The sequence below is a fragment of the Mesorhizobium sp. BH1-1-5 genome, from assembly GCF_020165615.1.
Taxonomy (GTDB): Bacteria; Pseudomonadota; Alphaproteobacteria; order Rhizobiales; family Rhizobiaceae; genus Mesorhizobium.
Window position 1 is genome coordinate 120,858 of the sequence record NZ_JAIUIM010000015.1, and the last position, 20,806, is coordinate 141,663.

At 61.3% G+C, this 20,806-nt stretch carries 18 protein-coding genes and 5 pseudogenes; 7 read left to right on the forward strand and 16 right to left on the reverse strand.

Annotated elements, in window-relative coordinates; genetic code table 11:
* Positions 1 to 52 precede the first annotated feature (52 nt).
* The 3 genes from LB572_RS20800 to LB572_RS20810 are packed head-to-tail and all read left to right on the forward strand — an operon-like array spanning position 53 to position 2,605.
* Complete coding sequence (locus LB572_RS20800) at positions 53 to 808, forward strand: metal ABC transporter ATP-binding protein (RefSeq protein ID WP_224669051.1); 756 nt, start codon at positions 53 to 55, stop codon at positions 806 to 808.
* Entirely contained in the window at positions 805 to 1,674 is an 870-nt protein-coding gene (locus LB572_RS20805) for a metal ABC transporter permease (RefSeq protein ID WP_224669052.1), read from the forward strand. Before LB572_RS20800 ends, LB572_RS20805 begins: the two co-directional genes overlap by 4 nt.
* Before the next feature lie 16 nt (positions 1,675 to 1,690).
* On the forward strand, positions 1,691 to 2,605 hold the full coding sequence (locus LB572_RS20810; RefSeq protein WP_412033577.1) for a metal ABC transporter solute-binding protein, Zn/Mn family: 915 nt from the start codon (positions 1,691 to 1,693) through the stop codon (positions 2,603 to 2,605).
* Positions 2,606 to 3,013: 408 nt separating this feature from the next.
* On the opposite strand, the gene LB572_RS20815 is transcribed toward LB572_RS20810, so the two are convergent.
* The 10 genes and pseudogenes from LB572_RS20815 to LB572_RS20860 form a co-directional block, all read right to left on the reverse strand.
* On the reverse strand, positions 3,014 to 3,838 hold the full coding sequence (locus LB572_RS20815) for a metal ABC transporter permease (protein ID WP_224669017.1): 825 nt from the start codon (positions 3,836 to 3,838) through the stop codon (positions 3,014 to 3,016).
* Positions 3,822 to 4,616: a metal ABC transporter ATP-binding protein gene (locus tag LB572_RS20820; protein ID WP_224669018.1), complete on the reverse strand. Its 795-nt coding sequence runs from the start codon at positions 4,614 to 4,616 to the stop codon at positions 3,822 to 3,824. Before LB572_RS20820 ends, LB572_RS20815 begins: the two co-directional genes overlap by 17 nt.
* Positions 4,613 to 5,494 (reverse strand): metal ABC transporter solute-binding protein, Zn/Mn family, encoded by an 882-nt coding sequence (locus LB572_RS20825; protein WP_224669019.1) that lies wholly within the window; start codon positions 5,492 to 5,494, stop codon positions 4,613 to 4,615. The genes LB572_RS20820 and LB572_RS20825 overlap by 4 nt, the downstream gene beginning before the upstream one ends.
* A 214-nt stretch (positions 5,495 to 5,708) precedes the next feature.
* Positions 5,709 to 6,096: pseudogene (locus tag LB572_RS20830) on the reverse strand (aldehyde dehydrogenase family protein); the annotation flags it as partial.
* Positions 6,097 to 6,218: 122 nt separating this feature from the next.
* Positions 6,219 to 6,982 (reverse strand): annotated as a pseudogene (locus tag LB572_RS20835) (SDR family oxidoreductase).
* Positions 6,983 to 7,131: 149 nt separating this feature from the next.
* Positions 7,132 to 8,265, reverse strand: coding sequence for a mannitol dehydrogenase family protein (locus tag LB572_RS20840; RefSeq protein WP_224669020.1), 1,134 nt, complete (start codon positions 8,263 to 8,265; stop codon positions 7,132 to 7,134).
* 111 nt (positions 8,266 to 8,376) lie between these two features.
* Positions 8,377 to 9,399, reverse strand: coding sequence for a zinc-binding alcohol dehydrogenase family protein (locus LB572_RS20845; RefSeq protein WP_224669053.1), 1,023 nt, complete (start codon positions 9,397 to 9,399; stop codon positions 8,377 to 8,379).
* A 98-nt stretch (positions 9,400 to 9,497) separates the two neighbouring features.
* Positions 9,498 to 10,364 (reverse strand): sugar ABC transporter substrate-binding protein, encoded by an 867-nt coding sequence (locus LB572_RS20850; RefSeq protein WP_412033579.1) that lies wholly within the window; start codon positions 10,362 to 10,364, stop codon positions 9,498 to 9,500.
* A 143-nt stretch (positions 10,365 to 10,507) separates the two neighbouring features.
* Entirely contained in the window at positions 10,508 to 11,287 is a 780-nt protein-coding gene (locus LB572_RS20855; RefSeq protein ID WP_224669022.1) for an ATP-binding cassette domain-containing protein, read from the reverse strand.
* Positions 11,284 to 12,336 carry an ABC transporter permease gene (locus tag LB572_RS20860; RefSeq protein ID WP_224669023.1) on the reverse strand — a complete coding sequence of 351 codons (1,053 nt, stop codon included), beginning with the start codon at positions 12,334 to 12,336 and terminating at the stop codon, positions 11,284 to 11,286. Before LB572_RS20860 ends, LB572_RS20855 begins: the two co-directional genes overlap by 4 nt.
* Positions 12,337 to 12,501: 165 nt before the next feature.
* On the opposite strand from LB572_RS20860, the gene LB572_RS20865 reads away from it, so the two are divergent.
* Entirely contained in the window at positions 12,502 to 13,398 is an 897-nt protein-coding gene (locus tag LB572_RS20865; RefSeq protein WP_224669024.1) for a GntR family transcriptional regulator, read from the forward strand.
* A 222-nt stretch (positions 13,399 to 13,620) separates the two neighbouring features.
* On the opposite strand, the pseudogene LB572_RS20870 reads toward LB572_RS20865, so the two are convergent.
* From LB572_RS20870 to LB572_RS20880, 3 genes and pseudogenes are all read right to left on the reverse strand, one after another.
* Positions 13,621 to 13,922: pseudogene (locus LB572_RS20870) on the reverse strand (putative quinol monooxygenase).
* Between the two features lie 59 nt (positions 13,923 to 13,981).
* Positions 13,982 to 14,785, reverse strand: coding sequence for an SDR family NAD(P)-dependent oxidoreductase (locus tag LB572_RS20875; RefSeq protein WP_224669025.1), 804 nt, complete (start codon positions 14,783 to 14,785; stop codon positions 13,982 to 13,984).
* Between the two features lie 19 nt (positions 14,786 to 14,804).
* Positions 14,805 to 15,371 carry a DUF1254 domain-containing protein gene (locus LB572_RS20880; RefSeq protein ID WP_224669026.1) on the reverse strand — a complete coding sequence of 189 codons (567 nt, stop codon included), beginning with the start codon at positions 15,369 to 15,371 and terminating at the stop codon, positions 14,805 to 14,807.
* 33 nt (positions 15,372 to 15,404) lie between these two features.
* Here LB572_RS20880 and LB572_RS34455 point away from each other — a divergent pair.
* Positions 15,405 to 15,536 (forward strand): annotated as a pseudogene (locus LB572_RS34455) (helix-turn-helix domain-containing protein); the annotation flags it as partial.
* A gap of 72 nt (positions 15,537 to 15,608) precedes the next feature.
* Positions 15,609 to 16,265 carry a substrate binding domain-containing protein gene (locus LB572_RS20885; RefSeq protein ID WP_318014057.1) on the forward strand — a complete coding sequence of 219 codons (657 nt, stop codon included), beginning with the start codon at positions 15,609 to 15,611 and terminating at the stop codon, positions 16,263 to 16,265.
* A gap of 230 nt (positions 16,266 to 16,495) precedes the next feature.
* On the opposite strand, the gene LB572_RS20890 is transcribed toward LB572_RS20885, so the two are convergent.
* The 3 genes and pseudogenes from LB572_RS20890 to LB572_RS20905 form a co-directional block, all read right to left on the reverse strand.
* Positions 16,496 to 17,197 (reverse strand): DUF4336 domain-containing protein, encoded by a 702-nt coding sequence (locus LB572_RS20890; protein ID WP_224669054.1) that lies wholly within the window; start codon positions 17,195 to 17,197, stop codon positions 16,496 to 16,498.
* A 111-nt stretch (positions 17,198 to 17,308) separates the two neighbouring features.
* Positions 17,309 to 17,855, reverse strand: a pseudogene (locus LB572_RS34750) (tyrosine-type recombinase/integrase).
* A 149-nt stretch (positions 17,856 to 18,004) separates the two neighbouring features.
* A complete protein-coding gene (locus LB572_RS20905; protein ID WP_224669030.1) occupies positions 18,005 to 18,967 on the reverse strand; it encodes a LysR family transcriptional regulator in 963 nt (320 codons plus the stop codon).
* A 133-nt stretch (positions 18,968 to 19,100) separates the two neighbouring features.
* Between LB572_RS20905 and LB572_RS20910 the strand changes: the two genes are divergently transcribed.
* Positions 19,101 to 20,795, forward strand: coding sequence for a GMC family oxidoreductase (locus tag LB572_RS20910; protein WP_224669031.1), 1,695 nt, complete (start codon positions 19,101 to 19,103; stop codon positions 20,793 to 20,795).
* The last annotated feature ends 11 nt before the right edge of the window (positions 20,796 to 20,806 follow it).

A 20,806-nucleotide genomic window follows, 5' to 3' on the forward strand; every position in this document is an offset into this window, starting at 1 on the left:
GCATTATTGTAGTAGCGCTTTGGCTGATGGTCGCGTGGGCGGTTTCGCTGCCGTGACCGATTCCCCCATCCGTCTTTCGGACGTTACGGTTGCCTATGACCGGCATCCCGCGGTCCATCACCTTTCCGGTTGGTTCGCGCCTGGAAGCATGACGGCGATCACGGGGCCGAACGGCGCCGGCAAGTCTACGCTGGTCAAGGCGCTCATGAGGCAGCTTCCCATCGCCGAAGGTCATATCGATCTCGGCGGCCTCGGGTTGCGTGACCTTGGCTATCTTCCACAGGCCGCCGAGATCGACCGAAGCTTTCCTCTCACCGTTGCGGATACGGTCATGCTCGGCGCCTGGCATCAGACAGGTGCCTTTCGCGATATCACCGCGGGCATCGCAATGAAGGCCCGCGAGGCTCTTTCAGCGGTTGGACTCGAAGGTTTCGAACGACGGCATATAGGCTCCCTCTCGGCCGGGCAGTTCCAGAGGATTTTGTTTGCACGCCTGCTGCTCCAGGACGCCAAGGTTCTGCTGCTCGACGAGCCGTTCACGGCCATCGACGCTCGCACGACCCGTGACCTCATGGATGTATTGCTTCGCTGGCATCGTGATGGCCGAACGATCATCGCCGTCCTGCATGATTTCGAGCAGGTCCGGGCACATTTTCCGCAAACGCTGCTGATTGCGCGCGAGCCAATCGGCTGGGGACCGACCGCCTCGGTGATGACGGCGCAGAACCTGCTCAAGGCACGCGCCATGGCGGAAAATTGGGACGAGGCAGCGCAGGTTTGCGCGAGCCCGCACGAGAACGCAGCATGAGCCTGCACGAGTTCCTGATTGCACCGTTCGTGGAATACGGCTTCATGCGCCGCGCGCTTGTCGCCTGCTTTTGCCTCGGGCTTGGTTCAGGACCAGTCGGCGTGCTTCTGATGCTTCGGCGGATGAGCCTTGTCGGCGATTCGCTCAGCCATGCAGTCCTTCCAGGCGCGGCGATTGGATTTCTCTTTGCCGGCTTCTCCCTCACGGCCATGGGCGTCGGCGGCTTGATCGCGGGCCTTGCCGTTGCCATCCTTTCCGGCATCGTCAGCCGCACCACCTCCCTGCGCGAGGACGCCAGCTTTGCCACCTTCTATCTCACCTCGCTCGCCGCCGGGGTGCTGATTGTCTCGTTGCGTGGCTCCAGCCGCGATCTTCTGCACGTGCTTTTTGGGACCATTCTGGCGATTGATGCTCCGGCGCTTTATCTGGTCGCAAGCATAGCTTCGCTGACCCTGCTCATCCTTGCGATCGTCTATCGGCCGCTGATCGTCGAGTGCTTCGATCCAGGATTCTTGCGGGCAGTCGGTGGGCATGGCTCGCTCCACCACCTGATCTTTCTCTTTCTGGTCGTGCTGAACCTGGTTGCCGGTTTCCAGGCGCTGGGCACGCTTATGGCTGTCGGTCTGATGATGCTGCCGGCAGCCATCGCCCGCCTTTGGACACACACCGCGCCGGCTATGTTTGTGGTCGCCGCCTTGACCGCCGCCGTCGCTGGCTTCGTAGGGCTGATCGCCTCTTTCCATCTCGGCTATGCGTCGGGGCCGTGCATCATCCTGACCGCCAGCCTCTTCTATGGCGTTTCGCTGCTCGCCGCCCCGTCGGGAGCCGTGCGGCGTCTATTTCCCCGCCCTCATCTGAGGGGCTGATCAAAAGAGATCCATCATGAACAGACTGAGACTCAACACCACGATAGGCCTGGCGGCTTTAGCCGTTCTTGCCATGGCCGCAGGAGCGTCGGCCAAGACGCTACAGGTCGTGGCGAGCTTCACCGTGCTTGCCGATGTCGTCCATGAAGTCGGCGGAGATAGCGTAGAGGTCAAGACCATCGTTCCTACGGACGGCGACCCGCATGAGTACGAACCCACGCCGGACGACGCCAGGAACCTGAAGGCCGCCAATGTCGTCTTTGTCAGCGGCGAAGGGCTCGAAGGCTGGATGGATCGCCTGATCAGCAGTTCGGGCTATACAGGAACGCCCGTGGTTGCCTCCGAGGGCATCGACAAGCGCACAATGGAAGAAGACGGCGCCACGATCACCGACCCGCATGTCTGGAACAGCCCGCTCAATGTGGTCTTCTGGGTCGACAACATCGAGAAGGCGCTTTCCGCGGCCGATCCAGAAGATGCCATCCATTTCAAAGCGAATGCCGAGCGCTACATCAAAGAACTGCGAGAACTCGACACCTATGCTCACGCCAAGATCGATCCGCTCCCACAAGGGGCTCGCAAGGTGCTGACCAGCCACGACGCCTTCGGGTACTTCGGGCGCGAATACGATGTAACCTTCCTGGCGCCGCTTGGGTTCTCAACTGAAGCTGAAGCATCGGCCGGCGACGTCGCGAAGCTGATCGACCAGATCAAGAAGGAGAATGTGAAGGCTTATTTCTTCGAGAATTCCAATGATCCGCGGCTTGTCCGGCAGATCGCCAGCGCGACCAACGCACAACCCGGTGGTGAGCTCTATGTTGAGGCGCTGTCGAAGGCCGATGGGCCGGCACCAACATATGCCAAGATGTTCAAGTACAACGTAGACCAACTCGCTAACGCCATGGCGAAGCAGACGATGGCGCAGCAGTAGCACGCATCCTGCGCGATAGGTCGGCCAACCCTTGTCCCGCAGGGGCCTCTTAGTGCCGAACCTATCGGTCATCCCGGTCTGTTGCGGGATAGTTCGCAGAGGTTCGTCGAATCGCAACGGATGGCCGGCATGTCCCAACACCAAAAGCGTGCTCAAATTGTGCAGGATTGCGGCAATCAAGGCACCTGCCGGCCCCAGAATTCCGAACAGCGCCAAAGAGTTGTCGATTATGTTTCGCGATCGGCTTGGCAGGTTTCTCATTTTGCTCCTATCCTGTCGATAGGTGCCGCTGAGAAGCTGGCCGGCTACGGTCGCCCGACCGATCGCACCATTCGATGATTGAGGCCGCCCCGAGATCCTTATATCGCGATCAATTTTCAGGCCCATCCACCCGGTGGGTTCTTCTCCCTACAACTTCGCAGTGCGAAATCCACCGCGCGGTACGATGCCTCCGGCGAAGCCGCTGATGACATAGGCGGCAGCGCCCAGCGCCGTGATCCAGAAGCTCGTTGGCCAGTCCGTCAGGAAGGCGAGCGACAGGCTGATCCAGGCGATGACCACGGCGAGCGCGATCGAGGCGATGATGCCGGCGAGAACGCCGCGCGTCAGCCTCAGCGCGGTTGCCGCGGGCGCCACCATCAGCGCGAAGACGAGCAGCACGCCAACGATCTGCACCGCTTCCGCCGTGGCGACGGCGACGAGGATCATGAACAGGGTCGAGACGAGGTTGAGCGGCACGCCCCGTGCTTCGGCGAGTTCCGGCTGCAGGCTGGCGAAGAGCAGCGGCCGGGCGATCGTCACCAGCGCGACGAGGATAGCCACGGCCAGCATCGCAAGGACGACGACGGTGCGGATGCTGATGCCCAGCACATTGCCGAACAGCACATTCGTCGCCTGCGAGGCGAAGGCGGTGTAGAAATGCAGGAACAGCAGGCCAAGGCCGAGCGACAGCGTCAGCACGATGCCGATCGCAACGTCGCGATGCGCGCGCTCGCCGAGCAGGCCGATGCCGATTCCGGCGACGACGGTGAACACGGTCAAGCCGAAGAACGGCGACAGGCCGATCAGGCCGGCGCCGGTGGCGCCGGGAAAACCGACATGGGCGAGCGCGTGGCCGGCGAAGGTCTGGCCCCTGAGGACGAGGAAATAGCCGACCGCGCCGGCGACGATGCCGACGATCGTGCAGGCATAGAATGCATTGCGCATGAATTCATAGTCAAAGATCGTGGACATGTGCGCCGCTTTCCAGTTCCACATCGTCGGCCATGACGAAGATGCGCCCGGCGACCCGCACCACATTGATATGCGTGCCGTAGAGTTTCGACAGCACCGGCCCGCTGATGACCTCATCGACGCTGCCGATCGCGGCCTGGCCGTTGCCGAGATAAAGCACGCGATCGACGGCGCGCAGCAGCGGATTGATCTCGTGCGAGCAGAACAGCACAGCGATGCCGAGACGGTCGCCGATCTCATGCACGAGGTCGATGATGGTGCGCTGATGCGCTGCGTCGAGGCTGATCAACGGCTCGTCGAGCAGTAGCAGTTGCGGATCGCCGATCAGCGACTGGGCGATCAGGATGCGCTGACGCTCGCCGCCGGAAAGCTCGGCCAGCGGACGCCGAGCGAGGTCAGTTGCCCCGACCTCCTCAAGCGCCTTCCAGGCGGCTTCCTTCTCGGCGGCCGACGGGACCGGCCAGCCCCAGCGATGCCCGCCCGCTGCGCTAAGGACGAAGTCCAGCCCGCTGATCCCCATATGGGTCAGGGCGCGTCGCGCTTGCGGCATGTAACCAATCGCGGGATTGCCGCGCGTCGGCGGTTTACCGAGCACCGAGATGGCGCCGCCGGCCGGCTTGATCAGCCCGAGTATGGCGCGCAGCATCGTCGTCTTGCCGGCGCCATTGGCGCCGAGCAGGCCGACAAACGCGCCTTGCGGAATGGAGAAGGAGACGTCGGAAAGAACCCGGCGTCCCCCGTAGGTAAGCGTGACCTGCTCGAATGCGACGGCGCTCATTGCGTGCGGGCTGCGAGCGCCTTCTGGACCGCGTCGATCTGACCGCCGAACCAGGACTGGATCGTCTGGCCGGCCGGCTCCGTCTCGGTCACGCCAATGACAGTGACCTTGTTCTGCTTAGCAATGTCAAGCAGCCTTGTCGTCGCCTCGTCCGTCACTTGCGAATTGTAGAACAGGATCTTTGCCGAACCGTCCTTCAGGCTTTTCTCGAAAGCCGCCACCTGGGTCGGGCTCGGCTCGGCGTCGTTCATCAATGCCACCTGGAAGTCGTAATTCAGCATTTTGAGACCTAGTGCTTCTGCCATATAACCGAAGACCGGCTCGGTAGCAGTCACCTCGGTGCCGGCATAGGTCTTCTTAACGTCGGCGATCTCCTTATCGATCGCATCCAGCGACGACTGAAACTTCTTCAGATTGGCTTCATAATGCACCGCGTTGGCGGGATCGCGCTTCGAAAGATCGGCGGTGAGCTCCTTGGCGATTGCGGGCAGCGTCTCCGGGTTGTACCAAAGATGCGGATTGTCGCCCGGCTTCTTGCCGATCAGGTCGGCGGCGACGATGGTCGTGCGGTCCGCCTTGGCCGATGCCGACAGGAGCTTGTCCATCCACGGATCGTAGTCAGCGCCATTGTAGATGATAATCTTGGCATCGGCGATGGTGCGCGCCGTCGACGGGCTGGTCTCGAACAGATGCGGATCATCCTCGGGATTGGACAGGATGCTGGTGACCGCGACATGGCTGCCGCCGATCTGGCGGGCGAGATCGCCATAAAAATTCTCGGCTGCCACGATGTTCATCTTATCTTCAGCCCGGGCAACGGTGCCGGTCAGCAGCGGCGCCGCAACGAGAAGGGCGGCCAGAAAGGGGATGGAACGCATTCCTTTGATCTCCACGGACGGTGATTGAAGCGCAATTTCGGCGGGCGTAATGGTATAACGACACTCATATCGATTTGTGTTAAAAATGTGACCGGGCACGCTGCCTTCTCTCTCGGTGAATACACAACCCTGTGAAAATCTAGCAAACTCAACCCGGATATTCAGGACTGCGCCGATGCCGGAAACTCTTAGCCGATTGGCGCGGCCCTTACATGGCGAGGCTTGATTGGCAGGAAAGCGGCGCGCCCGGCGCAATCATGCGGGTCGACGCACTGCATGACTGGTCTAGAATGCGGAAGGCGGCAGCTAGTCCAGAGAAACGGCGCGATCGAGATCGACGTCCGGCAGGATCACGTTCGGCGACTTGCCGCCGAGCTCCTGCGCGACACGCCAGGGGTGGGCGCTGCTGCATGGGCCACCGCGATGCCGGCACGGGTAGAGCCAGCACTGGAGATCATGTCGACATCCGGATGGGACGCGAGCCCCGCAACCGCCCCTGGACCGTCACCATTAACGAGGTCGAAGACACCGGCCGGGAAGCCGGCTTCCTCTATCGCCTCGGCGAAGAGCAGGGCACTCAGGGGCGACAATTCGCTTTCCCTGAACCCGCATTTTCGTCGTTGCACGACAGCATTGCGCCTCCCGGCGCGAGATTGCGTAGGCCTGAAAGAAAGGGATCGTCGTACCGCCGTTTTTGGCCCCGTCATTGCATGCCTTGCCACGGCTACCAGCAGACGAAACCGCCATCCACGATGAGATCGATGCCCGTTACGAAAGACGCAGCTCGACTGGCCAGGAACACCGCCGGGCCTATCATCTCCTCGGGTAACACCAGGCGACCCAAAGGCGTATCCCGCTCGAAGTCCTTCACTTGCTCGGCCACTTCGGGCCTGCGGTTCATAGGGGTGAGTGTGTGGCCAGGGCTGAGCACATTGAGCCGCAATCCGCGGTTCGACCACTCCATCGCCAGACTCTTCGTCATGTGAATGACCGCTGCCTTGGATGAATTGTAGTGCGCCTGGAGGAGGCCGCGGTTGACGATTGAGCCGGACATCGAGGCCACGTTGATGATCGATCCCTTGCGGCGCGGCAGCATCACGCGAGCCTCGGCCTGGCAGGACAAGAAGACACCGCCAACGTTGATGCCGTAAAGCTCTTCCCACTTTGCCAGCGGTAAGGTCTCGGCAGCATGCGCGCCGCCAATGCCCGCATTGTTGACGGCAACGGTAAGTGCGCCGAGTTCATTTTCGATACGCTCGATGGCCACGGCAAGATCGGCTTCCGACGTCACCGAGCCGGTTATCGCCAGCGCCTTGCGACCGAGCTGGTGATCCTGCCCGCCGTCGCCTCGAGCCCACCCTTCGACGAATGACCGAAGCAAGCGACGTCGGCGCCGGCCTCGGCAAGGCCGATCGCGATGGCCTGGCCGATACCACTGCCAGCGCCGGTGACCAGTGCGACGTCGCCATCCAGTTTGAACAGATCCATTGGCTTGTTCCTTCCGATTTCTGACCGCTCGATTGCACGAGCCAATATGACGGCCGGGCTAATCCTGGTCTCGGCTGTTGTTCGCCGCACCCTCCCCCAGACGGTGGCACAGATGCAATTGCCGAACGCCGATCTTGCGGTCGGTATTCTCAATGGACAGCCGCGAGAACCCCCTCGAGAGATGGCGACTGCCTACGACGCTCCTCCGGCACCCATTGAAGAAAGCCGCCGATACGCCGTTGAACCTTGGTCGGATGACCGGCGGCAATGTCGCTCAGACGATGATCAAGAAAGGGGTTGTCGAACCGCTCAATCGTGGTACCGACGTATGCGGTCGCTTCCTGCTCAAGTCCCCGCGCCTTGAAGCCAGGAATGACCTCGGAACCATAGACTTCTGTCAGCAAGTTTCGATATCGATCGAGTTGCAAAATTTCGCCCACCGTCAGGTCGGGTCTCAGCCCATCGGTCATCCAGCATTGTGCGAGCACCGTGTGGCCAAGGTTCAAGATGTGTAGCTTCAGTCTCTCGATGTGCTCAAGGTCCTCGACAAGCGCGATCGCGGGATGACGACAAGGCAGCCTCAGCCGGGCTTGCTTTTCAATCGCCCACAATGCGTATGGCTCCGCGATCGCTCCCGCAGGCTCGATGGCCGACGAGACGATGCGGTCGACAAGCGAGTTGGCAAAGACGCAATCATCGGCGATGAAAGACAAAAGGGCGTCGGAGGCGCCGCTTCGCCTGGCCAAAGCGATCAACGCGTCCTTGAGTGTGTCGCCATTGCGCGGAACCAGTTCGGTTGGAAGCATTACGACGAGCTTAGCCGAAACTGCAAATCGATGCGCAAGCAACACGAGCAATTTTGCCGGATATCCCGCCGGTGCCGGGCCGCGGGCGTGGGTAAGGTCGACGACCAGATCGGATGGAATGGTGAGGCCCGCCTCCGTCGTGTTCGAAACAACGAATTCCGCCTGTTCCGCAAACAGCTTGGCCAACAGTGGCCAGTCACCTTCGGCATCGAGCGCGCGCCGTATGCTCTTCACAGCTATTTCATGCTCGACGCGCTCGCCCCTCTCCAGCCCGCGGACGACAACCGGATAGCCCTCATCGCGGGCAAGCGCCTGCAACCGGGCTCGGCCGGAGACCGATCCGCTGATCGCGACGACGGTGATCGGGCCGACCGCGTCATCTGCCGGCAGCGCCTCGTGAACGAACAGGGCTGCGTGCGCCTGCAGGAAGCGGCTCGTGCCGAACTGGAAGATGGGCGTGATGATTTCTTTGGTCATCAATTCTCCGTTCTTTATCGCCCTGATGAAAGCTCGAGGCGCAGGGCATTCACCGGACCGTCGGTGGGACAATCCGCCGGCCGTGCGATATCATCATCGTGTCCGGGCAAGTCAGCCAGATCCCGCCACGTCGATAACGGCCTTGATCAGACCCGACTTCTGCCGCGCCCATACTGCGATGTCGCGGGGGCTATCACGCAGGGTCGTACGGTGGGTGACGAGCTGATCGATTGGTATTTTTCCAGCGCGGATCGAGGCAATGACGTGCTGGAAATCGCTGTGCGTCGCGTTGCGGCTGCCGATCAGCATCATTTCCCGTTTGTGGAACTCCGGATCGGAGAAGGTTATGTCGTCCTGTACGATGCTGACCATCACCATGACGCCACCATGGGCAACATAGGCAAAGGCAGACTGCATCGAACGGCTGTTTCCGGTAGCATCGAAGACGACATCGAAACCTGTGTTGGCGGTTCGCTCCGCTATCGTCTCGACGATCGATCCCTTCAAGCCGTCGATCACCAGGAAGCCTTGCTCTGCCGCAAAAGCCAGCCGCTCGGCATCGACGTCCATGACGGTCACGCTCTGTTGTGCAATCCGCGCAAAAAGCGCGGTGCCGAGGCCGATCGGCCCGGCGCCTATAACCAGGGTGCGAACGCCCGGACCGGCCATGGATCTGCGGACCGCATGAGCACCGATGGCCAGAAATTCGACCGTGGCAGCCTCGACTGGCGACAGGCCGGTCGCCGGGATCAGGTTCTGCGCCGGAACCAGAATCTGCTCACTCATGGCGCCGTCGCGGTGGACGCCAAGCACCTCGATGGCGACGCAGCAGTTCGGCTTGCCCTGGCGACAGGCGGAACACTTTCCGCACGCAAGATAGGGATTGATGAGAACTTGCTCTCCAACCGCGATGTCCCCTGGCGCATTGATTGCCGCAATCATTCCCGAAGCCTCATGGCCCATGACACGCGGATAGGCCAGGTAGGGATGTTTGCCTTCAAAGATGTGATAGTCGGTCCCACAGATGCCTACATGGGCGACGTTGACCAGTGCCCAGCCTTCTGGCGGACTGCCCGGCCCAGGCCGTTCCTCGAACAGCAGCCTGCCGGGCTCCGCGCAACGGACGATCTTGATGGTGGGGGCCATGAACGCAATTTCATCCCTTGGCTGACGACGTCATTCAACGCAACAGGAAGGGGTCCCGCGGTGTAATACGCCGGACCCCTGGTGGATCATTCGAAGTCCTTGACGTTCTCGAGCGTCACAAGGCCGGCCCCGGTGTCCACATTGGCTTCGACGGTCTCGCCGCGGATCGCCTTCACGACAGTGTCGATGCCAAGTTCGCCCATTTTTGCCGGAAATTGTGCAACGCTGGCATCTTCCGCGCCGGACTTGATCGCTTCGATCTCGCCACAGCAGGCGTCGAAGCCGACCAGGATGATCTTGTCGTTGGCAATGCCGGCATTGCTGATCGATTTGACGGCTCCCGGGATGGGCGGGCCACAGGCCGAATAGATCGCCTTGAGATCGGGATTGGCGGTCAGGATGTCTTCGGTCACTGACGTGCCAAGTTCCAGCGTGCAGTTGGTTGCACCCTTGCCGACAACGTCGACCTTGACGTCGCCGAGACCTTCCATCATGCCGGTGATCCGGTCGTCCAGCGCAGGCACTCCAGGAACACCTTGCAGGATGCCGATCTTGTCGCCGCTCTTGAGCACGGTCTTGAGATACTCACCGGCGATCTTGCCGCCGTTGAGATTGTTGGTCGAAACCAGCGCCGTCGCGCCCTTCCAGTTCGGGATGCTGTTGTCGACGAGCACCACCTTGATGCCGGCGGCCACAGCCTTGTCGAGAGCCGGCGCAACGGTCGGGTCGACCGGAGTGATGGCCAGACCCTTTACGCCTTGCGTGATCATGGATTCGATCAGAGCGATCTGACCCTCGATGTCGGTCGCTGCCTGGCCCTGGCCGGTGACCAGTTCGATCTCGGGATGGGCGGCCGCGTACTTCTTGGCGGCGTCCTCCATGGTCGAGTAGAACGGCACCGGGAACTTCGTAATCAGGCCGACCTTGATCTTGTCGGCGGCAGAAGCGGGCATCGCAAACGCAACGGCGATCGCCAGCCCTGCGAACAGTTTTCGGTTCATTGGCATTCCATTCCTCCCTTGGAATTTGAGGCGTCTTCCGGCGGAAGTCGCTTCCGGTATTTGCGGACCGGGACGGCCCCCAAATTTCGAACGGATCAGGCTCCAACGATCATGGAAACCAGCTCCTGCTTGTTGTCCTTGGTCGGCACGAGTTCACCAACTTTGCGGCCTTGGCGAAGCACCACGGCGCGATCGGCAAGCTCGACGACATGCTCCATATTGTGGGTGATCAGGATGACGGCATTGCCTTGGTCGCGCAGGGCGGCGACCAGGTTGAGCACCTGCCGCGATTCACGCAGGCCAAGCGCGGCGGTCGGCTCGTCCAGGATCACGACCTTGCGGGCAAATACCGTCGACCGGGCCACGGCGATGGCTTGTCTTTGACCACCCGACATCATGGCGACGACGGCGTCCAAGCGCGGCAACGTCACCTTGAGGTTTGCGAGCAGAACACGGGTTTCGGCGTCCATCTTGCGCTGCTGAAGAAATCGCATCCCGCGCGGAAGCCATTGCGGGCCGGCCAACTCGCGACCTGCGAAGAAATTCTGTCCGGGTGTCAGATTGTCGAACAGCGCCAGGTCTTGGTAGACGGTTTCGATGCCGGCAAAACGCGCATCCGCCGGCGAGCGGATTTGTGTTTGCACACCGTCGAGAACGATGGCGCCCGCGTCGAGCTGATGGACGCCGCTAATGCACTTGGTGAGCGTCGACTTGCCGGCGCCGTTGTCGCCGAGAAGCCCGAGGATCTCGCAGCGCCGAACCTCGATGCTGACATCGTCCAGCGCCACAACCGAGCCGAAACGCTTGGTCGCGCCACGCACCGCCAGCACAGGATGGCCGGCGGCATGATCGACGCTGGCCGCGACGGCGCTCATAACTGTCTCCCGGCCTGCATGACACGCACACGCCCTTCGAGATAGTTGCGCAGCACGTCGGACTCCACCGCGATGACGATGACCACGCCGATGACGATGAGTTGGAAAAAGACATTGACGTTGAGCAGGTTAAGCGCGTTGCGAATGACGCCAATCATGATGGCGCCGATCAAGGCATGGCCGAGGTGGCCGCGGCCGCCGAGAAAACTGGCACCGCCAATGATCACCGCGGCGATCGAATCCAGCTCAAGCAGATTGCCGAACAAGGGCGATCCGGCGTCGGTGCGGCCGGCCAGGATGACCGCGCCGATGCCGGCGCAGAGCCCTGAGATCACATAGACCGAAACCAGGACACTGGACACTGGAATGCCCATGCGCACGGCGGCGTCGGGCCGGCCGCCGACGGCATAAATCCAGCGTCCCCAGACCATCGTTTTAGCCATGACGAAAAGCAGCGCGGCAATGCCCGCAACCACAAAAACCGATCCAGGCAGACCCCAGACCGCCTCGCGACCAAGCGCGTCGATCGAATCCGGCATGCCAGGAATGGCGCGGCCGTCAGCCAGTTGCAGCGCTAGTCCCTTGGCGATGCTTAATGTCGCCAGCGTGATGATGAAGGGATGCGGCAACCGGCCGAAGACGTAGAAGAGCCCGTTGATGGCGCCGACCGCCGCGCCACAGCCAACCATCACCGCAATCACCACGATGGCGGGACCGCCGGCGTGAAAGCTGAGCGCGCCTACGACGGAAGCCAACGCCACGTTCGAGCCGACGGAGAGATCGATGCCGCGCGTCAGAATGACGAGATGCTGCCCCATTGCAACGACGGAGATGACAGCGGTTTGTGCGAGAATGTTGCTGAGGTTGCGCCCTGTCAGGAAATAGGGTGACAGGAAACTCAGAACGGCGATCAGAAGCAGCAGTATGATGACCGGGCCAGCGCTGAGCAGCGCCAGGCCGAGCGCCAGGCCAGGCATGGCTTCCCTCTTCTTCGACGCCGGCTGCGAGGCTTCACCTACAGCCGTGCTGGTGTTTCCCGTTTCAGGCAAATCCCCCCTCCCCGCCGAAACTCGTGCGAGCGTCGTCGTCAAAACTGATACCTATCTCAGGTTCTTCTTATCGATAAAAAACAACCGACACGATGTGGTCAAGTTGTTTTTTATGGATAAAGGTCATGCTAAGAAAGGACAAGGGTATTGCCAAGGGAAGATTCGATGCGGACCGATACTGTCTACAAGAAGGCTTTCAACCGCGCCGCCAATATGCTGCGAGATGGACAATTGGCCGGGGAACTTCCGTCCGAGAATGAGCTAAGACGTCGAATGGGCGTCAGCCGCACGACCGTACGAAAGGTCCTGAGAGAACTTGCCCATCGCAACCTTATAGCAGAGCGCAGCGGCGTCAGGATGGCAGCCCGTGCAGTCGGGGATAGCGACTACTATCCCGACGCCGAAACCACGCCGCGCACCAACCATGTCGAACAGCAATTCATGGAGTGGATGCTGCGGGGTGACACGAGACCCGGCACCAGCATCAACGAACTCGAACTCGCGCGGCAGTTCGGTGTCGCAACCAACGGTATCAGAGAGTTCCTTATTCGCTTCAGCCGGTTTGGGCTGATCGAGAAAAGGCCGAACACGGGATGGCTCTTCAAGGGCTTTACGGAAGACTTTGCCCTTGAACTGTTCGAGATCCGGGTGATGTTCGAACTGCGTTCGGCGCAGCTGTTTTCACGACAGCCCGACACGTCTCCCCTGTGGGGCAAGCTCGCAGCGGTCAAGACCGCGCATACCGAACTGCTGACTGGGATTGAAAGCCGCTTTCACGACTTTTCCGGTCTCGACAACCGGTTTCATCGGCTTATAAACCAGGCGTCGTCGAACCGCTTCATCGACGATTTCTACGACATCATCAGCTTCATTTTTCACTACCACTATCAGTGGAACAAGCAGGATGAAAAGCAGCGCAACCAGGCAGCGATCATCGAGCATCTCGCTTATATCGATGCGCTCGAAAGCCGCGACCCCGAGCGAATTGAGCGTGCCTGCCGGGCGCATCTGGCTTCAGCGAGAGCAACGCTGATGCGTTCGCTGATTGGACTTGTTCAATGATGGAAATCGGCCTGCCATCGAAGGGAAACGAGGCATCCCTCCGCAACGCGGGAAGACCAAAAGTCTCACGCTTGGCGGATTTCCGTTCTCGGTAGCATCCGGCTTAATACCGGTAGTAAAGGCCAGACCCGCAGGGGCGACGCCAGATGCGCCTGCATCGCCGACGCGGCTGCCTCCGGGTCGCGCGCCTTGCATGCCAGGTGTCCTCGCCGTCGACACTGTCTAAGCCGGCAGCTTTGCAGCGAGAACGTCTGCTCCGCGGATTTGAGGCGGCGCGGCAAGTAGTTCGCTGGCCTTAGCCATCAGCGCGGCGGCAATCGGTCCAGCGAGATGAGCTTGCGGCCGGTCTCGTCATTGAATGTGTCGAAGATCGCAAAAGTATCGGTATCTAATCGGACCGCAAACCAGGCGATTGTTCCAGCCTCGGCCACGGCAAGATCTCGCGCACCCGCCAGGAATGCCGCGACCTCTTCTTCTTTTCCAGACTTTGCCTTCAGTTCAACAAAGAGCGATACGCCGGTCATGATCCTTCTCCCTACGGGCTGCATTGCCATAACGATGACGCTCGACCGTCTCTTCCTGATCAGAGCGCCGAATGATCCCGCACGGCCTCGGCGAGCGCCGGTTTAAGGTCGAGGAAGCGCTGATCGATCGGCGCCGGGTCCTCCCGGTTGAGCGCGATCATCCTTGACCGCGCCTCGCCGCCGCGGATCACCTCGAAGGCGTCCGCCTCTATGCCCGCGACAATCGCGTCTGCCACGGACGAGGCCTGCTCTCGGCTGAAGCCAAGGTCGGGCCCGGCGCGGTTCGACTTCATCATCGGCGTGTCGGTCCCGCTCGGATAGACGGTCAACATATGCACGCCCTCGCCTTTCAGTTCCCGCCGCAGGGCTTCGCCGAAACGGGCAAGCCCGGCTTTCACCGCCGCATAGGTGGCGTAGAAGGGCGTGCCGACCAAAGCTATGCCGGAGGTGACATTGACGACCAGCCCGTCTCCGCTTGCCCGCAAGGCCGGAAGGGCGGCCCGCGTCAGGAGGATCGGTGCCACGAGATCGACCTCGACCATAGCCCGGATCTCGGCCTCCGATGTGTCCTCGAGCCGTCCAGCCCGCACACCGCCGGCATTGTTGATCAGGATGTCGAGGCCGCCAAGCGTGGCCGTCGCGGCCGAAAGGGTTGCGGCACGGCCTTCCTCCGTCGATACGTCGGCGGCGACCGAATCGACCTTGCCAAAGCTCCCGAGCCGGGAGACAGCCTCCGCCAGCGCATCTTGTCGCCGCCCCGAAATTACCACTTGCGCGCCTTTTGCCAACAGCGCTTGCGCTGTGGCAAGGCCGATGCCGCTCGAGCCTCCAGTGAGGAGAACCTTCTTGCCTTCCAGCTTCATGGTCTTCACCTCCAGGCCCTCACGACTGCGCTGCCGGTCGGGCGGCCCATTGCGCCGCCTCCGGGAAATTGGACGGAAACAGCGCCCGCTTCGTCTCCTCGTCGTTCACCTTCTTGAATTCGTGATCCGTGCCGACGGCGCGGGCGCGGGCGACCGCCGGACGGGCGTCGATCTTCTCGAACCAGCGCTTGATGTTCGGGAATGCCGCCAGCGGCTCTTCCTCACGCTTCATCACGCGCGAGGCGCGGTCGATCCAGCCCCAAGCCGACATATCGACGATCGAATAGTCGGTGCCGACGATGTAGTCGCGTCCGGCAAAGCGCTTGCCGGCGTCCGGCAGCGCGATCGTCACCGGGCCGGCGTCGAGGTCGACGATCGCAAATGAATACAAGGTGTCGCGATTGGGACGAACGATGCCCTGCTGCACAGGCGGAGCAAGCTCGCGCCCATGCCGGAATTTTCCAAAGCCGCCATTCTTGACCACCCCGGCAAAATTAACGTCGGTCTGAGCGCGATTGTAGTTGTCGACGGTGACGGGACTGGCAGGTGTGGCGGTCGTTTGTGCCCACGCGACTGAACTTGCCATCGCCAGCGACATGGCAGCCAAGTCGCGGTTGTCAGGGCCGGCAGCCTCTCTACGGCGGCAAGCCGCCTCGGAATGCCGCTTCCGACGCTGAGCCGCCGAATCGGTGAGCTCGAGCGGCAGCTCAGCTCGCAATTGCTGGAGCGCTCGGCGCGCGGCACGAAATTGACCGATGCCGGGGCAAGGCTGTACGAGCAGGCCAACCGCGGGATCGAGGCATTGCTGGAAGCCGAGCAGGCCGTGGTCAGCGATCAGGCACGGCTGAAAGGGCGCCTGCGCCTGTCGCTGCCCCAGACGTTTCAGCCATGGTGGGATCTGATCGCCGCGTTCCAGCGCAGATACCCGGGTGTTCAGGTTTACGTCTACTCAACCGAGCGTCGCATGGACCTGGTTGAGGACGGCATCGACGTCGCCCTTCGTGTGGGTGCGATCGTTCACGAGGCGATGGTGGCGCGACACGTGCTGTCGTATCGCAACATTCTTGTCGCCAGCCCGAAGTTGGTGGAGCGCTTCGGCATGCCGGCCGAGCCCGAAGCGCTTCATCGCTTCTCCTGCGCGGTATGGGCGTCGCGCGTCGATGTCGGGGTGCGCTGGGAGTTGGGCAGCCATGTGGTCGAGCCTCAGGCGGTTCTGTCCACCAACGATTATCACCATCTGTGCAGCCGCGCGCTCGGCGGCGACGTGGTGACGGAACTGCCGCCGTTCCTGGCGGCCGCGCCCATCCGGGAGAAGCGTCTGGTGCCGTTGCTGACGCAGTACCCTTTGCCGGAGTGGTCGATCAATCTGGTCTATCCGCCTCATCGCCACCCATCCACCATCGTCAGGACCTATCTGGACTTCTGCCAGGACTACCTTCCGAACATCGCCCACGCTTGCGATGTCGGTGCCCCAGGATGAGGGAAAATCGAGCCTAGAACAAACGCCCGCTAGCGAGCAGCGCAGTGAATGACTGCTTCCTTGGCGCGACCGCGACCTCCAGGATTGTCACCTACGATGTCGGCTTCCGGGCGGAGGCAAAGTTGCGTCAATGGCCGCCATGAGGCGCAAAGCAGAACGGTGGCAGCGGGGCCGGAACACGACTGTCTTTGCGGATCGCTGCCAATCGTCGTCCAATTGCCGACGTTGGACTACTGGAGCAGCCATGAAAAGGCACGCCGCAAAAAGGCTTCGCCACCCGTCCTGACAACCTCACCATGCGCCACGACGACGTGCTCAGGATGCTTTCCGATCAACTCACGAATCTTTGGGCGCGCGGTTGCGCGGTTGCGGAAACTGATCCGATAGTCGATCGGCGGATAGCCCCAGCCTTCGACCATTTTCGAAAGTTTTGCGATTGGCCTCATCCACCAAGGCCAATGGCGTTTCAAGAACGTCTCGCTGAAGGTCTGTGAGAGGTCGGCGATGATGGCGGTGCGCGATGCCCGGTGCAAGAAGATCAGTTCGTCCAGGAATAGCGAATTGGTGAAATAGAACTGGTCGATCTGTCCTTTCCATTCGGCTGGCGGCTCGTCGGACAGAGCTCTGGAAAAGTGGAGTTCCTTGCACTTGGCGATTGTCGCAGCCGTTGCCCATAAACTCGCGCCCGGAAATGCGGCCTTCCACTCGCCTAGAAACAGATAGTGCAGCTTATTGGGGCTGACTATATGCCGAACAGGCCCCAGCGCTCGAATCTCGGCCTCGATCGCAGCCGTCCTTTCGATCGGCGACCACAACCACAATCCCCCATCGGCAAGGCGCACTGCGGCCATGCGTGTCGGATAATCGAATCCTTTGAACGAGACGATTCCGCCATCCGCAATCCATAGGTTCAATCCCAGCGGTTCCAGCATGGTCGCCAAGGCTAGTCCGCCAGATCGGCGCTTTCCACCCAATAGCGCAGCCGCAGCGCGATTGCGATATCGAAAACGGTCGTCCGAAACGACCGAACGACCGCTCCGACTTCAGATTTCCGTGCGCTCCGCGAGGAGCAAAGCGTCCTCGACGTCAACGCCGAGGTACCTGACCGTGTTTTCTATCTTCGTGTGTCCGAGAAGTATTTGTATCGCGCGGATGTTGCCGGTTGCCCGGTAGATCATCGCCGTCTTTGTTCGTCGAAGCGAATGCGTGCCGTACTCCGCCGGGCCCAGGCCAATGGCAATGACCGACTCGTCGACTAGCCGGGCATACTGCCGAGTGCTCATATGGTATGAATGGTCAATTCGGCTCGGCAACACATAGTCGGCAAAGTCCCGCCTCGGCGTTCGAGCCACTCCAACAGGCTGGAGCGCACATCGGAGGTCAATTCGAATTGGACTGGTCGGCCGGTCTTCTGCTGCACCACCATGGCTCGCGTCCGTACGTCTGCACCTGCAACGACATCGCCAATCTTGACCAGATCGCACCCGCGCAGCTTGCTGTCGATTGCCAGTCAAAAAGTGCACGATCGCGCCTTGATTGGCCGAAGAGGAAAACGATTGAGGTGCTGAAGCTCTGGGGCCAGAAACGGATTGGCCGCTTCTGGTTTCAGATCTAGCTGAGCGACATTCAGCCCGGCGTAAGCTCTGTCCGATCTGACCCAATCAGACGCGAAACTCTTGCATGGGTTGGTGCAATACTGGACGGCAATTTCGACGGCACACTCTTTCGAATGTTGCCGCCTATCCCCACACCCGGTGGATGGCATCGAAGGCGTGGGCGATGCTTGGATCGAGAGCACGCGCGTTCAGGCAAACGAAGCTAAGCGCCGTCTCCACTTTGACGCGGTCGGCGATGACAAGTCCATTGGCCTGTTGTTCATGAAGGGCGATGGATTCGCGGCAGAGGCTGAGACCGACGCCGGTGCGCACCATTGCCAACATGGATGCTTCCTGGTCGACCGAGGCAACCACGTTTTGCCGCACGCCGAGCTCGGCGAACAGGCGCGTCAAAAGCCGGTTGTGAACCGAGGCGTAAGGCGTGCCGATCCACGGCAGAGTGGCAAGGCTCGTCCAGTCCTGGCCACGGACCACGCCGGCAAGGGACGGTGGTCCGACAACACGATAGGTCAGCCGTGCCAGGTCCTTGACGTTAAAGAGCTGTTCCTGACCTTCGACGGCCACGCCGGCACCGGCGTCAAAATCCTTGATGTCGCCGAGAAAGAAACCGACGTCCAGTTCGTCTCGCTTCAGCATCTCCGGCACCTCGCCGCTCATGCCGTGGCGTAGCTCCGTTTCAATTCCAGGTCCGCCTTCGACCAGTGCCTTCAGAAAGGCGCCCAGCCGGGTGAATTCAGGATCGATGACGGTGCCGATCCTCAGCTTGCCTCGAAGCTGCGTGGTCAGGTGCCGAGCGGTCTGGCCGAAGTCCATGAGCGAGGCGAGCACCTGCTCGGCCTTTGCGGCAAGCAGTGCGCCGTCGCGCGTGAGTTCCAGCCCCGTAGCGGTGCGGCGGAAAAGCGTGACGCCGGTGTCTTGCGCCAGCCGCCTCAGTTGCAGGCTGATCGCGGGTTGCGTGAGATGCAGCTGCTCGGCGGCACGGGTCACGTTTCCCTCCCGGGCAACCGTGACAAAGGCTTTCAGCGTTCTCAGGTCGAGCGGAAGCTGCATATTAATCCCGCTTATAATTGGCGGGCCATTTGTCATTGGATTTTCCCCATCGTCCAGCATTATTCGTTGTCGGGACTTAGGGGAGGAGTCTGAGAATGAAGCTCCAGTCGATCCGGCCTAATAAGGCCCCGCGACAAACATTGTGCTGCCGGATCGGAGCTGTGCGTCAATGATTTCTCGTGTTCCCTCGCAAACCGATCATACGTTCGACTATGTCGTCGTCGGCGCCGGTTCCGCGGGTTGCCTGCTTGCCAACCGGCTGAGCCGCGACCCGTCGAAGCGCGTTCTTTTGCTGGAAGCCGGCAAGAAGGATAACTATCCCTGGATTCACATCCCGGTGGGCTATCTCTACTGCATTGGCAATCCCCGAACGGATTGGCTCTACAAGACCGAGCCTGACGCTGGATTGAACGGGCGGTCCCTGCGTTATCCCCGCGGCAAGACGCTTGGTGGCTGCTCCTCGATCAACGGCATGATCTATATGCGAGGGCAAGCGCGCGATTATGCCAACTGGGCGGCGCAGACAAACGACGACGCCTGGTCATGGAAAAATGTTCTGCCCGACTTCAAGGCCCATGAAGATCATTACCGGCTCGACGAAGGCGCGGATCCACGCACTGGCGACAACAGCCGCTTCTCCGACATGCATGGGCATGGCGGCGAGTGGCGGATTGAGAAACAGCGCCTGAGCTGGGAGATCCTGGAGGCCTTCGCTGAAGCCGCCGTCGAGGCAGGCATTCCGCGATCAACCGATTTCAACAGCGGCGATAACGAAGGCGTGGGGTATTTCGAAGTCAATCAGAAATCTGGATGGCGGTGGAACACATCCAAGGCATTTCTGCGTCCGGCCCGCAACCGGCCCAATCTCGTCGTCTGGACCGAGGCCCAGGTTGAAAGGCTGCGGATCGAGCCGGGACCACAAGGGCAAAAGCGCTGCGTGGGTGTCGTCCTGCGTCGCGGCGGCCGGGAGGTGACGGTGCGTGCCGATGGTGAGGTCATCCTCTCGGCCGGCGCGATCGGCTCGCCGCAGATTCTGCAGTTGTCCGGCATCGGCCCGGCCGCTTTGTTGCAAGAGCATGGGATCGTCGTGGAGCTGGACCTGCCGGGTGTCGGCGAAAACCTGCAGGACCATCTGCAAATCCGGGCGGTGTTCAGGGTCAATGGGGCCAAAACCCTCAACACTCTGGCCAACAGCCTTATCGGCAAGGCCAAGATCGGTCTCGAGTATGCTTTGCGACGCAGTGGGCCGATGAGCATGTCGCCGTCTCAACTCGGCGCCTTCACGCGGTCCGACAAGCACCTAGCGCACGCCAACCTGGAGTATCATGTGCAGCCGCTCAGCCTCGACGCGTTTGGCGAACCTCTGCACGCGGTGCCGGCAATCACCGTCAGTGTCTGCAATCTCAATCCCACCAGCCGTGGCAGCGTACGGGTGCGCTCCAGGCGTGCCATCGACGCCCCGGCGATCGCGCCGAACTATCTCAGCACCGAGGAAGACCGGATTATCGCCGCCGACAGCATCCGGCAGATTCGCACCATTGTATCGCAGCCGGCACTTGCAAAGTATCAACCTGTCGAATGGAAGCCGGGCGTCGAGTTCCAGAACGACGCGGAATTGGCAAAGCTGGCGGGCGATATCGCCAACACCATCTTCCATCCGGTCGGAACGACGAAAATGGGACGCGACGACGACCCGATGGCCGTCGTCGACAGTCATCTGTGCGTCAGGGGCATGGATGGTTTGCGCGTCGTGGACGCAGGCATCATGCCAAGCATCACCAGCGGAAACACCAATGCACCAACCCTTATGATCGCCGAAAAGGCGGCGCGCCTGATCCTTCAGGAGGCACGACGGCTTGCATGACAACGACCTCC

What these genes read in the sequence shown, in the direction of transcription:
- LB572_RS20805 (WP_224669052.1), top strand. Translation starts at nt 805, where the DNA reads ATGAGCCTGCACGAGTTCCTGATTGCACCGTTCGTGGAATACGGCTTC.
- LB572_RS20810 (WP_412033577.1), top strand. Translation starts at nt 1,691, where the DNA reads ATGAACAGACTGAGACTCAACACCACGATAGGCCTGGCGGCTTTAGCC.
- LB572_RS20815 (WP_224669017.1), bottom strand. Translation starts at nt 3,838, where the DNA reads ATGTCCACGATCTTTGACTATGAATTCATGCGCAATGCATTCTATGCC.
- LB572_RS20820 (WP_224669018.1), bottom strand. Translation starts at nt 4,616, where the DNA reads ATGAGCGCCGTCGCATTCGAGCAGGTCACGCTTACCTACGGGGGACGC.
- LB572_RS20825 (WP_224669019.1), bottom strand. Translation starts at nt 5,494, where the DNA reads ATGCGTTCCATCCCCTTTCTGGCCGCCCTTCTCGTTGCGGCGCCGCTG.
- LB572_RS20840 (WP_224669020.1), bottom strand. Translation starts at nt 8,265, where the DNA reads ATGACCAAAGAAATCATCACGCCCATCTTCCAGTTCGGCACGAGCCGC.
- LB572_RS20850 (WP_412033579.1), bottom strand. Translation starts at nt 10,364, where the DNA reads ATGCCCGCTTCTGCCGCCGACAAGATCAAGGTCGGCCTGATTACGAAG.
- LB572_RS20855 (WP_224669022.1), bottom strand. Translation starts at nt 11,287, where the DNA reads ATGAGCGCCGTCGCGGCCAGCGTCGATCATGCCGCCGGCCATCCTGTG.
- LB572_RS20865 (WP_224669024.1), top strand. Translation starts at nt 12,502, where the DNA reads ATGCGGACCGATACTGTCTACAAGAAGGCTTTCAACCGCGCCGCCAAT.
- LB572_RS20875 (WP_224669025.1), bottom strand. Translation starts at nt 14,785, where the DNA reads ATGAAGCTGGAAGGCAAGAAGGTTCTCCTCACTGGAGGCTCGAGCGGC.
- LB572_RS20880 (WP_224669026.1), bottom strand. Translation starts at nt 15,371, where the DNA reads ATGGCAAGTTCAGTCGCGTGGGCACAAACGACCGCCACACCTGCCAGT.
- LB572_RS20890 (WP_224669054.1), bottom strand. Translation starts at nt 17,197, where the DNA reads ATGCTGGAACCGCTGGGATTGAACCTATGGATTGCGGATGGCGGAATC.
- LB572_RS20905 (WP_224669030.1), bottom strand. Translation starts at nt 18,967, where the DNA reads ATGACAAATGGCCCGCCAATTATAAGCGGGATTAATATGCAGCTTCCG.
- LB572_RS20910 (WP_224669031.1), top strand. Translation starts at nt 19,101, where the DNA reads ATGATTTCTCGTGTTCCCTCGCAAACCGATCATACGTTCGACTATGTC.